Annotated in this window: 10 protein-coding genes; 8 read left to right on the top strand and 2 right to left on the bottom strand. The window is 62.9% G+C overall.

The window, feature by feature from the left end:
- Position 1: 1 nt before the first annotated feature.
- Positions 2-1,990: a bifunctional tRNA (5-methylaminomethyl-2-thiouridine)(34)-methyltransferase MnmC2/FAD-dependent 5-carboxymethylaminomethyl-2-thiouridine(34) oxidoreductase MnmC1 gene (gene mnmC / locus ACZYR5_RS00805; RefSeq protein WP_489088324.1), complete on the bottom strand. Its 1,989-nt coding sequence runs from the start codon at positions 1,988-1,990 to the stop codon at positions 2-4.
- A 248-nt stretch (positions 1,991-2,238) separates the two neighbouring features.
- On the opposite strand from mnmC, the gene pap reads away from it, so the two are divergent.
- The 3 genes from pap (at position 2,239) to ACZYR5_RS00790 (ending at position 6,132) form a co-directional block, all read left to right on the top strand.
- The gene (gene pap, locus ACZYR5_RS00800) at positions 2,239-3,762 is read left to right on the top strand and encodes a polyphosphate:AMP phosphotransferase (RefSeq protein ID WP_489088325.1); all 1,524 of its coding nucleotides are present in this window, start codon (positions 2,239-2,241) and stop codon (positions 3,760-3,762) included.
- Positions 3,763-3,867: 105 nt separating this feature from the next.
- Positions 3,868-5,052 carry a thiolase family protein gene (locus ACZYR5_RS00795; protein WP_489088326.1) on the top strand — a complete coding sequence of 395 codons (1,185 nt, stop codon included), beginning with the start codon at positions 3,868-3,870 and terminating at the stop codon, positions 5,050-5,052.
- Between the two features lie 114 nt (positions 5,053-5,166).
- The gene (locus tag ACZYR5_RS00790) at positions 5,167-6,132 is read left to right on the top strand and encodes a DMT family transporter (RefSeq protein WP_489088327.1); all 966 of its coding nucleotides are present in this window, start codon (positions 5,167-5,169) and stop codon (positions 6,130-6,132) included.
- A 37-nt stretch (positions 6,133-6,169) separates the two neighbouring features.
- Here the strand turns inward: ACZYR5_RS00790 and ACZYR5_RS00785 are convergent, their stop codons facing one another.
- Complete coding sequence (locus ACZYR5_RS00785; RefSeq protein ID WP_489088328.1) at positions 6,170-7,564, bottom strand: class II fumarate hydratase; 1,395 nt, start codon at positions 7,562-7,564, stop codon at positions 6,170-6,172.
- A 193-nt stretch (positions 7,565-7,757) separates the two neighbouring features.
- On the opposite strand from ACZYR5_RS00785, the gene ACZYR5_RS00780 reads away from it, so the two are divergent.
- The 5 genes from ACZYR5_RS00780 to ACZYR5_RS00760 all read left to right on the top strand — a co-directional run bounded on the left by ACZYR5_RS00780 (position 7,758) and on the right by ACZYR5_RS00760 (position 12,158).
- Positions 7,758-8,279 (top strand): DUF2059 domain-containing protein, encoded by a 522-nt coding sequence (locus ACZYR5_RS00780; protein WP_489088329.1) that lies wholly within the window; start codon positions 7,758-7,760, stop codon positions 8,277-8,279.
- 12 nt (positions 8,280-8,291) lie between these two features.
- Positions 8,292-8,588 (top strand): BolA family protein, encoded by a 297-nt coding sequence (locus ACZYR5_RS00775; RefSeq protein ID WP_489088330.1) that lies wholly within the window; start codon positions 8,292-8,294, stop codon positions 8,586-8,588.
- Between the two features lie 179 nt (positions 8,589-8,767).
- Positions 8,768-9,709, top strand: coding sequence for an oxygen-dependent tRNA uridine(34) hydroxylase TrhO (gene trhO, locus ACZYR5_RS00770; RefSeq protein ID WP_489088331.1), 942 nt, complete (start codon positions 8,768-8,770; stop codon positions 9,707-9,709).
- A 36-nt stretch (positions 9,710-9,745) separates the two neighbouring features.
- Entirely contained in the window at positions 9,746-10,348 is a 603-nt protein-coding gene (locus tag ACZYR5_RS00765) for a DsbA family protein (RefSeq protein ID WP_489088483.1), read from the top strand.
- The gene (locus ACZYR5_RS00760; protein ID WP_489088332.1) at positions 10,341-12,158 is read left to right on the top strand and encodes an ABC transporter ATP-binding protein; all 1,818 of its coding nucleotides are present in this window, start codon (positions 10,341-10,343) and stop codon (positions 12,156-12,158) included. The genes ACZYR5_RS00765 and ACZYR5_RS00760 overlap by 8 nt, the downstream gene beginning before the upstream one ends.

The raw sequence follows: 12,158 nt of genomic DNA, 5'->3' as shown, positions 1-12,158 counted from the left end.
GTCATTGGCCGGCCTTGCCCCTGATCAATTGGCGCAAAGCGAAGCGATTGGGGTGACAGGCCTCGGCCACAGCACGCGGCAGCGGCAGGGGCTCGTTGTCCAGCCAGGCCGCCAGCAATTCGCCGGACAGCGGCGCGGTGATCAAGCCGCGCGAGCCGTGGCCGCTGTTGACGTACAACCCTTCCAGCCACGGGCAAGGGATGTCCGGAACCTGCCGTGCATCCCGGGCCAGCGCCGCATAGGCTTCGCCGAAGGCATTGCGGTCGGCGAGCGGGCCGACGATGGGCAGGTAGTCCGGGCTGGTGCAGCGAAAGGCGGCCCGGCCCTGCAACTGCTGCGGGTCGAGTTGATCGGCGTGCAGACGCATCACCAGATCGGTGGATATTTCCTTGAGCATTTCCAGGTTGCCCAGGTGCTCGGCGGTGGTCGGCGTCAGGTCGTCGCTGTGGAAATCGAAGCTGGCGCCCAGAGTGTGTTCGCCCAGGCGCGCCGGGGCGACATAGCCTTCGGCGCAGACCACCGTGGCCAGGGATTGGCTGTCGGCGGTTTGTGGCAGGCGGGTGATTTGCCCGCGGATGCGCTTGAGCGGCAATTCGGCGCTTTGCGCGAAACGCTTGATTTCGGCCGCGCCGGCGAGGACCACCAATGGCGCGCTGGACAACAAGGTTTCGCCGTCCCAGGCTTGCCACTGGTCGTCGACCTTGCGTAACTCCACGGCTTCGCGGTGACTCAGCAACTGTACGCTGGGGTGGACCGCCTGCCATTGGCACAGCGCTGGCGGATGCACCCAGCCGCCCTCGGGGTAGAACAAGCCGCCGTGCTCCAGGGCGATGCCGGCGCGAGCTTCGGCCTGCTGCTGATCAAGCTGATGCACCAGGTCGGCGGGGAAGGCCGCCGCCAGTTGCGCGTGGCGTTCGGCTTCCTTGGCATTGAATGCCAGTTGCAGCACGCCGCAGTCGTCCCAGTCAGTACCACGTTGCAGGTGTTCGAGCAGGCGGCGGGTGTGGCCGAAACCGCTGACGATCATCTGCGACAGGGCGGTGCCGTGGGCCGAGAGCTTGAGGTACAGCACGCCCTGGGGATTGCCCGAGGCTTCCTGGGCCAGATCGGCATGCCGTTCCAGCAGGCTGACCTGCCAGCCACGGGCTGCCAGGCTGGCGGCGCTGGCGCAACCGGCCAGGCCGGCACCGATCACCAGCGCGCGACGTTCACCGCGCCATGGCGCCGGCCGAGCGAACCAGGGTTTGGCGCTGGCGGCAGGCGGAGTGTCTTCAGGCCAGCCAAGAAACGCCCCGCGCAGGATCTCCCATTTATGGCCGATGCCCGGCGTGCGGCGCATTTTGAAACCTGCGGCATTGAGCAGGCGGCGCACCCAGCCGGTGCTGGTGAAGGTGCTGATGGTCGAGTCGGGGGCTGCCAGGCGCGCCAGTTCGGCGAACAGTTCGGCGGTCCACATGTCCGGGTTCCTGGCCGGGGCGAAGCCGTCGAGAAACCAGGCGTCGATCTGGGCATCGAGTTGCGGCAATTGCTCCAGAGCGTCGCCGATCAACAGGGTCAGGGTCACGCGGCCGTTATCCAGCACCAGCCGCTGGAAACCCGGGTGGATCGCCACGTACTGCGCCAACAATTGATCGGCGAAAGGTTTGAGCTGCGGCCACAGCGCCAGCGCCCGCTGCAGGTCGGGCGGGCTCAGCGGGTACTTCTCGACGCTGATGAAATGCAGGCGCGCACCGGCCACGGCCTGTTGCTCGAACAGTTGCCAGGCGTAGAGAAAATTCAGCCCGGTGCCAAATCCGGTTTCACCAATCACCAGCTTTTCGTTTGCCTTGAGTGCGGCAAAGCGTTCACTCAAGCGGTTCTGCTCGATGAACACATAGCGGGTTTCGTCCAGGCCCGACTGATCGGAGAAGTACACGTCGTCGAACACCCGCGAGCGCGGGCGGCCTTGGTCGTCCCAGTCGAGTTGGGCGTGGGGCAGTGCAGGATTCATGGCAGGCTCGGTGCGGGCAAGGCGGGCATTCTAGCTGATCGCGGCCGGGCTCACTCACCTTGTAAGGGCGAGCCTGCTCGCGAAAAACTTGTGTGCGCCCCGTTCATTCAGAATGCCCGCGTTTTCGTTGACGGCCTTCGCGAGCATTCGAGCGTCGACCGGCTGCTCCTACAAAAAAGCTGGACAGCATTGCGCACAAGAGGGCCATCAATCCGCTAGTCTTGAGCCATCTTGGAAGGGAGTCAGCCATGTTCGAATCCGCCGAAATCGGTCACGTGATCGACAAAGAAACCTATGAGGCCGAAGTCCCGGCGCTGCGTGAAGCCTTGCTCGAAGCCCAGTTCGAACTGCAGCAGCAAGCGCGTTTTCCAGTCATCGTGTTGATCAACGGCATCGAAGGCGCCGGCAAGGGCGAGACGGTGAAGCTGCTCAACGAGTGGATGGACCCGCGACTGATCGAGGTGCGCACCTTTGATCAGCAAACCGACGAAGAGCTGGCACGCCCACCGGCCTGGCGCTACTGGCGGATGTTGCCGGCCAAGGGGCGCATGGGGGTATTTTTCGGCAACTGGTACAGCCAGATGCTGCAGGGGCGGGTCCACGGCCTGTTCAAGGACGCGGTACTCGATCAGGCGATCACCGGCGCCGAACGCCTGGAAAAACTGCTGTGCGACGAAGGGGCGCTGATCTTCAAGTTCTGGTTCCACCTGTCCAAGAAACAGATGAAGGCCCGCCTCAAGTCGCTGCAGGACGATCCGCTGCACAGCTGGCGCATCAGCCCGCTGGACTGGCAGCAATCGCAGACCTACGACAAGTTCGTGCATTACGGCGAGCGGGCGATCCGCCGCACCAGTCGCGATTACGCGCCGTGGCATGTTATCGAAGGGGTCGATCCGCATTACCGCAGCCTGGCGGTGGGCAAGATCCTGCTCGAGGGCCTGCAGGGAGCGCTCAAGCGCGCCAAGCTCAAGCCGGAGAAGGTCAGCGCCGCGCCCTTGACCACCAGCGTCGACCATTTCAGCCTGCTGGACAGCCTCGATCTCAACCAGCGCCTGGACAAGAAAGACTACGAAGAGCAATTGATTACCGAGCAGGCCCGCCTGGCCGGCTTGCTGCGTGACAAGCGCATGCGCCGGCACGCGCTGATCGCGGTGTTCGAAGGCAACGACGCCGCCGGCAAGGGCGGGGCGATCCGCCGTGTGGCCGCGGCGCTGGACCCGCGTCAGTACAGCATCGTGCCGATTGCCGCACCCACCGAGGAAGAACGTGCGCAACCCTACCTGTGGCGCTTCTGGCGACACCTTCCAGCGCGCGGCAAATTCACCATCTTCGACCGCTCCTGGTACGGCCGGGTGTTGGTTGAACGCATCGAAGGCTTCTGCACCCAGGCTGACTGGATGCGCGCCTACAGCGAGATCAACGACTTCGAAGAGCAGATCAACGCTTCCAATGTGATCGTGGTGAAGTTCTGGCTGGCCATCGACAAGCAGACCCAACTGGAGCGTTTCCAGGAACGCGAGCAGATCCCCTTCAAGCGTTTCAAGATCACCGAGGACGACTGGCGCAACCGCGAGAAGTGGGATGACTACCGCACCGCCGTGGGCGACATGGTCGATCGCACCAGCACCGAGGTCGCGCCCTGGACGCTGGTGGAAGCCAATGACAAGCGCTGGGCCCGGGTCAAGGTGTTGCGCACCATCAACCGCGCCCTGGAAGCCGCGTTTGAGAAATCCGACCGACATGCAAAAAAGCACAAGGACGACAAGAAGTAGTTCGATGGGCTCGCATACGCGGGGTGAATGATTGTCGCGGTCGGCGATCAGGTGGATCTATGCTCGATCCACTTCTTTCAACGACAACAACACTCGAGGTATGCCATGCGTGAAGTAGTGATCGTCGACAGCGTACGAACCGGCCTGGCCAAATCGTTCCGCGGCAAGTTCAACCAGACTCGCCCGGACGACATGGCGGCCCATTGCGTCAACGCATTGCTGCAGCGCCATGGCATCGACCCGGCCAGCGTCGAGGACTGCATCGTCGGCGCCGGCTCCAACGAAGGCGCCCAGGGTTTCAACATTGGCCGCAATGTCGCGGTGCTCTCGCGCCTGGGCACCGGCACTGCCGGCATGACCCTCAACCGTTTCTGTTCCTCGGGCCTGCAGGCGATTGCGATTGCCGCCAACCAGATCGCCTCGGGTTGCAGCGACATCATCGTCGCCGGTGGCGTCGAGTCCATCAGCCTGACAATGAAAAGCGTCAACACCGACAACCTGGTCAACCCATTGCTCAAGGAGCAGGTGCCGGGGATCTATTTCCCCATGGGCCAGACCGCGGAGATTGTCGCCCGGCGCTATTCGGTCAGTCGTGAAGCGCAGGACCTCTACGCCCTGCAGAGCCAGCTACGCACCGCCCAGGCGCAGGCGGCCGGGCTGTTCAGCGACGAAATCGTGCCAATGGCGGTGAAATACAAGGTCGAGGACAAAACCACCGGCGAGGTGCAAATCCTCGATGGCATCGTTGACCGCGACGATTGCAACCGCCCAGACACCACCTACGAAAGCCTCGCCGGTTTGAAGCCGGTGTTCGCCGAAGACGGTTCGGTGACCGCAGGCAACTCTTCGCAATTGTCTGACGGCGCCTCGATGACCCTGGTGATGAGCCTGGAAAAAGCCCTGCAACTGGGGCTCAAGCCCAAGGCGTTTTTCCGTGGTTTTACGGTGGCGGGCTGCGAACCGGACGAGATGGGCATCGGCCCGGTGTTCTCGGTGCCCAAGCTGCTCAAGGCCAAGGGCTTGCAGGTGGCGGATATCGATCTCTGGGAGCTCAACGAAGCCTTTGCTTCGCAGTGCCTTTACAGCCGCGACCGCCTGGAAATCGACAACGACAAGTACAACGTCAACGGCGGTTCGATCTCTATCGGCCACCCGTTTGGCATGACCGGCTCGCGTCAGGTCGGTCATCTGGTGCGTGAGCTGCAACGGCGCAACCTGCGCTACGGCATCGTCACCATGTGCGTCGGCGGTGGCATGGGCGCGACCGGGTTGTTCGAAGCGGTGCGCTAGCCTGGCAGCGACCGATACAGTCCCAGCAGCGGCTGGTGCGTAACTGTCACTGTGTGTGTACGGCGAGGAAGCCTAGAATGGGCTTTTCTCGCCGTTGGTTCTTTTGGGGTTCGCATGCACATTTCGTCCGGTCGCTGGGGTTACGGTCTGTTCCTGGCGCTGTTGACCTCGTTCCTCTGGGGAATCCTGCCGATCAAGCTCAAGCAAGTATTGGTGGTGATGGACCCGATCACCGTCACCTGGTTTCGCTTGTTGGTGTCCGGCGGTTGCCTGTTCGTCTATCTGGCCGCCACTCGCCGACTGCCGAGCCGCCAGGCGCTGGGGCGCAAAGGCGGCTGGCTGGTGTTGATGGCGGTGTTCGGCCTGGTCGGCAACTACATCCTCTATCTGATGGGCCTGAACCTGCTGAGTCCCGGCACCGCGCAACTGGTGGTGCAGGTGGGGCCGATCCTGCTGCTGCTCGGCAGTGTGCTGGTGTTCAAGGAGCGTTTTACCCTGGGGCAGGGCATTGGCCTGCTGGTGCTGATGGTTGGCTTCGGTCTGTTTTTCAATGAGCGCCTGGCCGAGCTCCTGACCTCCCTGAGCGACTACACCGCCGGCGTGTTGCTGATTCTGGCGGCGTCGACGGTCTGGACCTTCTATGCCATGGGGCAAAAACAGCTGCTGACGGTGTGGAATTCGCTGCAGGTGATGATGGTGATCTACCTGTTCTGCGCAGCGCTGCTCACGCCTTGGGTGCACCCGCTGGAAACCCTGGCGCTGACCCCGCTGCAAGGCTGGCTGCTGCTGGCGTGCTGTCTCAACACCCTGGTTGCCTATGGCGCGTTTGCCGAGGCGCTGGCGCACTGGGAAGCCTCGCGGGTCAGTGCGACCCTGGCAATCACGCCCTTGGTGACCTTCGCTGCAGTGGCGCTGGCGGCCTGGATCTGGCCCGAGTATGTGCACGCCGAGCAGATCAACAGCCTGGCCTATGGCGGTGCGGTGCTGGTGGTGCTGGGTTCGGCGCTGGTGGCCCTGGGGCCTTCGCTGATTGCCGGGCTCAGGGCGCGGCGGTTGCGTGCGGTGGGCGGTCAGAGCTGATCGCCGCTGCTTGTAAGAGCAGCGGCGAGGAGCGGCATCAGCCCTGCTTGCCGGCCTCCAGCATGTTTTCCGGGCGCACCCAGGCGTCGAACTGCTCGTCCGTCAGATAACCCAACTGCAACGCCGCTTCGCGCAGGGTCAGGTTTTCGCCGTAGGCCTTCTTGGCGATCTCCGCGGACTTGTCATAACCGATGTGCGGGTTCAGCGCAGTCACCAGCATCAAGCCACGCTCCAGGTGGGCGGCCATCTGCTCGGCATCCGGCTCAAGACCGGCGATGCAATGCAGCTGGAAGTTGCTGCAGCCATCGCCCAGCAGACGGATCGATTGCAGCAGGTTGTGGATGATCACCGGCTTGAACACGTTCAGTTGCAGGTGACCCTGGCTCGCCGCGAAGCCGATCGCCACGTCGTTGCCCAGCACCTGACAGGCCAGCATCGACAGGGCTTCGCACTGGGTCGGGTTGACCTTGCCCGGCATGATCGAGCTGCCCGGCTCGTTGGCCGGCAACTTGACCTCGGCAAAACCGGCGCGCGGGCCGGAACCGAGCAGGCGCAGGTCGTTGGCGATTTTCATCAAGGTCACGGCCAGGGTTTTCAGGGCGCCGGACAAGTTGGTCAGCGGCTCATGGCCGGCCAGTGCAGCGAATTTGTTCGGTGCCGTGACGAACGGCAAGCCGGAGAGGGCGGCCAGCTCGGCAGCAATCGCCTCGCCAAAGCCGTGGGGCGAGTTGAGCCCGGTGCCCACTGCCGTGCCACCCTGGGCCAGCTCGCAGACTGCCGGCAAGGCGGCGCGAATGGCGCGTTCGGCATAGTCGAGTTGGGCGATGAACGCGGAAATTTCCTGGCCGAAGGTGATCGGCGTCGCGTCCATCATGTGGGTGCGGCCGGTCTTGACCAGTTTCATATGACGTGCGGCCAGCTCGGCCAGGCCGCCGGACAGCTCGTTGATCGCCGGCAGCAGGTGCTGTTGCACGGCCTGGGCCGCGGCAATGTGCATGGCGGTGGGGAAGCAGTCGTTGGAACTCTGCGAGCGGTTGACGTGATCGTTCGGGTGCACCGGGGCCTTGCCGCCGCGCGGGTTGCCGGCCAACTCGTTGGCGCGACCGGCGATCACCTCGTTGACGTTCATGTTGCTCTGGGTGCCGCTGCCGGTCTGCCAGACCACCAGCGGGAATTGCTCGTCGTGCTCGCCGTCGAGCACTTCGTCGGCGGCTTGTTCGATCAGCCGGGCGATGTCGGCCGGCAGGTCGCCATTGCGATCATTGACCCGCGCCGCGGCTTTCTTGATCAGCGCCAGGGCGTGCAGCACCGCCAGCGGCATGCGCTCGCTGCCGATGGCGAAATTGATCAGCGAACGTTGGGTCTGGGCGCCCCAGTAGGCGTCATCCGGGACTTCAACCTGGCCAAGGCTGTCGGTTTCTATACGGCTCATGGGTCACATTCCTTCAGGGCTGATAGCGCAGTTTAGGTCCTGTTTGTCAGCCGAGGTTCCATCGGGCGCTTTTTCTGCGCTTTTGTTGCTGCCCGTCAGGCCGGCCAAGGGGTAGGGGTTGAGCATGCGCGTTTTTTAGGCGCAGAATGGCTGCCTTTGGGGTTTAACCTCGCCAGCTAGAAAAGGACACTCGATGACTCGTCTTCGTGCCATCTGTACTGCGGTTGCCCTGGTTTGTGCCAGCGGCCAGGCTTTCGCCGATACCGCCAGCCACAACGCCAGCGCCGAGGCCTTCCTGACCCTGGCGCATGCTGACAAGCTGGGCACTCCGGTGTACATGCAGGTGCAGCAGATGTTCGCCCAGCGCTTCGCCCAGACCAAGGCGCCGGAGTCGAAAAAAGCCCTGCTGGAAACCTACCAGGCCAAGGCCAACGCCGCACTGGACCAGGCCATTGGCTGGAACAAGCTGAAGCCGGACATGGTCAAGCTGTACACCAGCAACTTCAGCGAATCCGAACTCAAGGACCTGGTGGCCTTCTACCAGTCGCCACTGGGCAAGAAAGTCCTGGAAAAAATGCCCCAGCTGACCCAACAGTCGGCCCAGATGACCCAGGCCAAGCTGGAAAGTGCGGTGCCGGTGGTCAACAAGCTGCTGGCCGACATGACGGCCGAACTTGATCCGAAAGCGGCCGCCGCCGCGAAGAAAAAGCCATAAGCGGAGCCCGTAATGACCATGCAACAACGTATTGAGTCGACGCTGAGCGCGTTGCAGCCTGCTCACCTGGACGTGCTGGATGAAAGCCACATGCACAGCCGCGGGCTGCAGACCCACTTCAAGGCGGTAGTGGTCAGCGAACAGTTCGCCGGACTCAACAGCGTCAAGCGCCACCAGAAGGTCTACGCCACTCTGGGTGACCTGATGGGTGAGTTTCATGCCCTGGCGCTGCACACCTACACGCCAGAAGAGTGGGCGAAGATCGGCGTCGCGCCGGCCTCGCCGACCTGTGCCGGCGGGCATGCTTAGGAGCAGTGGGGAGCTGTAAGCTGCAAGAAAAAGCTGGAATGCGATCCGCCTGTAACTTGCCGCTTGAAGCTTGAGGCTCAAAGCTGCTTTTTTGCTACAATCCGCAACGCGCCGCTTAGCCGGCGCGTTTTTTTTATCCGGTTCACCCTTTGCGAGGGTAGCCACCTGGAGAAATACCCATGACACAAGCCATTGTCGTGGCGGCACTGTATAAGTTCGTCACCCTGGAAGATTACGTCGCCCTGCGCGAGCCACTGCTGCAGGCGATGGTCGATAACGGCATCAAGGGCACCCTGCTGATTGCCGAAGAAGGCATCAACGGCACCGTTTCCGGCAGCCGCGAAGGCATCGACGGGCTGATTGCCTGGCTGAAGAACGACCCGCGCATGCACGATATCGATCACAAGGAATCGTACTGCGACGAGCAGCCGTTCTATCGGACCAAGGTCAAGCTCAAGAAAGAGATCGTCACCCTGGGCGTTGAAGGCGTCGACCCGAACAAAAAGGTCGGCACCTATGTTGATCCGCAAGACTGGAACGCGTTGATCAGCGACCCGGAAGTGCTGTTGATCGATACCCGCAACGACTATGAAGTCTCGATCGGCACCTTCGAAGGCGCCATCGACCCGAAGACCACCAGTTTTCGCGAATTCCCCGACTACATCAAAGCCAACTTCGACCCGGCCGTTCACAAGAAGGTCGCGATGTTCTGCACCGGTGGCATTCGTTGCGAAAAAGCCTCCAGCTATATGCTCAGCGAGGGTTTCGGCGAAGTGTTCCACCTCAAGGGCGGGATCCTCAAGTACCTCGAAGAGGTGCCGCAGGAAGAAACCAAATGGCAGGGCGACTGCTTTGTGTTCGATAACCGGGTCACGGTTCGTCACGATCTGAGCGAAGGCGACTACGATCAATGTCATGCCTGCCGTACGCCGGTAAGCGTTGAAGACCGTGCGTCCGAGCACTACGTGGCCGGCATCAGTTGCCCGCATTGCTGGGATACGCTGAGCGAGAAAACCCGCCGCAGTGCCATCGACCGGCAGAAGCAGATCGAATTGGCCAAGGCTCGCAACCAGCCGCACCCGATCGGCTACAACTACAAGCAATCATCGACCGAGGCCTGAACCATGTCCGCGCGCCTGCTCTATGTGATGGACCCGATGTGTTCCTGGTGCTACGGGTTCGCCCCGGTGGCCGAGGCATTGGTCGAGCAGGCGCAGGCCGCGGGCGTCGAGTTGCACATAGTGGTGGGTGGTTTGCGCACCGGCAGCGGCTCGGCGCTGGAGCCGACCACCCGGCGCTACATCCTCGAACACTGGCAGGCGGTCCACGAGGCCACCGGCCAGCCGTTCAAGTTCGACGGCGCGTTGCCTGACGGTTTTGTCTACGACACCGAGCCGGCGTGCCGGGCCCTGGTCGCGGCGCGCAGCCTGGCGCCGGATTGTGCGTGGAAGCTGCTGAGGCTGATTCAGCAGGCGTTTTATGTACAGGGGCGTGATGTCACCCACGCCAGCGTGCTGGTGGAGCTGGCCGAGCAAGCGGGCCTGCCGCGCATCGAATTCGCCGACGTGTTCGACCGTGCCGAGCAGCATACGGCCACCGCCGCCGACTTCACCTGGGTCCAGGACCTGGGCATCGCCGGCTTCCCGACCTTGCTGGCCGAGCGCAATGGCCAACTGGCGTTGTTGACCAATGGCTACCAACCGCTCAGCGAGCTGTCGCCGCTGCTCGGTCGCTGGCTGGAGCGCGCTGCCTGTGCATGACCAGCCTGACGATGGGCAACAATCCAAACGGGTAGATCGACTGAGTTGGGCCGAAATCCGTCGTCTGGCACTTCAACATAAAAAAGCCTTGTGGATCGCCAACGGCGTTGCCGTGCTGGCGACCCTGTGCAGTGTGCCGATCCCGCTGCTGCTGCCGTTGCTGGTGGATGAAGTGCTGCTCGGCCACGGCGACGCCGCGCTGAAAGTCATGAACCACGCACTGCCGGTCGCCTGGCAAAGTGCTGCCGGCTACATCGGCCTGATGCTGCTGATCACCCTGACGCTGCGTTGTTCAGCCCTGTTGTTCAACGTGGTCCAGGCCAAACTGTTCGCCGGGCTGGCCAAGGACATCGTCTACCGCATCCGCTTGCGCCTGATCGAGCGGCTCAAACGCATTTCCCTGGGTGAATACGAAAGCCTGGGCAGTGGCACCGTGACCACCCACCTGGTCACCGACCTCGACACGGTGGACAAGTTTGTCGGCGAAACCCTCAGTCGCTTCCTGGTGGCCATGCTCACGCTGGTGGGCACCGCCGGCATCCTGATGTGGATGCACTGGCAACTGGCGCTGCTGATCCTGCTGTTCAACCCGCTGGTGATCTACGCCACGGTGCAGTTGGGCAAGCGAGTCAAACACCTGAAGAAGCTGGAGAACGACAGTACTTCGCGCTTCACTCAAGCCCTGACCGAAACCCTCGATGCGATTCAGGAAATCCGTGCCGGCAACCGCCAGGGCTTTTTCCTCGGTCTACTCGGTACCCGTGCGCAGGAAGTGCGCAACTATGCGGTCAATTCGCAATGGAAGAGCGATGCGTCGAGCCGCGCCAGCGGTTTGCTGTTCCAGTTCGGCATCGATATCTTTCGCGCCGCGGCCATGCTCACCGTGTTGTTTTCCGACCTGTCGATCGGCCAGATGCTCGCGGTGTTCAGCTACCTGTGGTTCATGATCGGTCCGGTCGAGCAACTGCTGAACCTGCAATACGCCTACTACGCCGCCGGCGGCGCGCTGACGCGGATCAACGAGTTGCTGTCGCGCGCCGACGAGCCCCAGTACCCGGCAGGCGTCGACCCGTTCCAGGGCCGTGAAACCGTGGGCATCGAGATCCAGGGCCTGAGCTTCAGTTACGGCGACGAGCCGGTGCTGGACCAGATGAACCTGGCCATCGCCCCCGGCGAAAAAGTTGCGATTGTCGGTGCCAGCGGTGGCGGCAAGAGCACCCTGGTGCAACTGCTCCTGGGTCTGTACACGCCGCAAGCGGGGAGCATTCGTTTTGGCGGGGCCACGCAGCAGGACATCGGCCTGGCGACCATCCGCGAGAACGTCGCCGTGGTGCTGCAGCATCCGGCGTTGTTCAACGACAGCATCCGGGCCAACCTGAGCATGGGCCGTGAGCGCAGCGACGAGGCCTGTTGGCAAGCGCTGGAAATCGCCCAACTCGATGGCACCGTCAGGGCCTTGCCCAATGGCCTGGACAGTATCGTCGGACGTTCCGGGGTGCGCCTGTCGGGCGGCCAGCGGCAACGCCTGGCCATCGCGCGCATGGTCCTGGCCCAGCCCAAGGTGGTGATTCTCGATGAAGCCACCTCGGCGCTGGATGCGGCCACCGAGTACAACCTGCACCAGGCCCTGGCGCGTTTTCTCAGTGGCCGCACCACCTTGATCATCGCCCACCGCCTGTCAGCGGTTAAACAGGCGGATCGGGTGCTGGTGTTCGATGGCGGACAGGTGGCCGAAGATGGCGATCACCAGCAGCTGATTGCCGGTGGTGGGTTGTACGCCAAGCTGTATGGGCATTTGCAGCAGTTGTAG

The organism is Pseudomonas sp. F007, from assembly GCF_057814275.1.
The sequence above is the reverse complement of the archived record's forward strand: the minus strand, read 5'-3'. Positions and strand labels throughout refer to the sequence as shown.

What these genes read in the sequence shown, in the direction of transcription:
- mnmC (WP_489088324.1), bottom strand. Translation starts at nt 1,990, where the DNA reads ATGAATCCTGCACTGCCCCACGCCCAACTCGACTGGGACGACCAAGGC.
- pap (WP_489088325.1), top strand. Translation starts at nt 2,239, where the DNA reads ATGTTCGAATCCGCCGAAATCGGTCACGTGATCGACAAAGAAACCTAT.
- ACZYR5_RS00795 (WP_489088326.1), top strand. Translation starts at nt 3,868, where the DNA reads ATGCGTGAAGTAGTGATCGTCGACAGCGTACGAACCGGCCTGGCCAAA.
- ACZYR5_RS00790 (WP_489088327.1), top strand. Translation starts at nt 5,167, where the DNA reads ATGCACATTTCGTCCGGTCGCTGGGGTTACGGTCTGTTCCTGGCGCTG.
- ACZYR5_RS00785 (WP_489088328.1), bottom strand. Translation starts at nt 7,564, where the DNA reads ATGAGCCGTATAGAAACCGACAGCCTTGGCCAGGTTGAAGTCCCGGAT.
- ACZYR5_RS00780 (WP_489088329.1), top strand. Translation starts at nt 7,758, where the DNA reads ATGACTCGTCTTCGTGCCATCTGTACTGCGGTTGCCCTGGTTTGTGCC.
- ACZYR5_RS00775 (WP_489088330.1), top strand. Translation starts at nt 8,292, where the DNA reads ATGACCATGCAACAACGTATTGAGTCGACGCTGAGCGCGTTGCAGCCT.
- trhO (WP_489088331.1), top strand. Translation starts at nt 8,768, where the DNA reads ATGACACAAGCCATTGTCGTGGCGGCACTGTATAAGTTCGTCACCCTG.
- ACZYR5_RS00765 (WP_489088483.1), top strand. Translation starts at nt 9,746, where the DNA reads ATGTGTTCCTGGTGCTACGGGTTCGCCCCGGTGGCCGAGGCATTGGTC.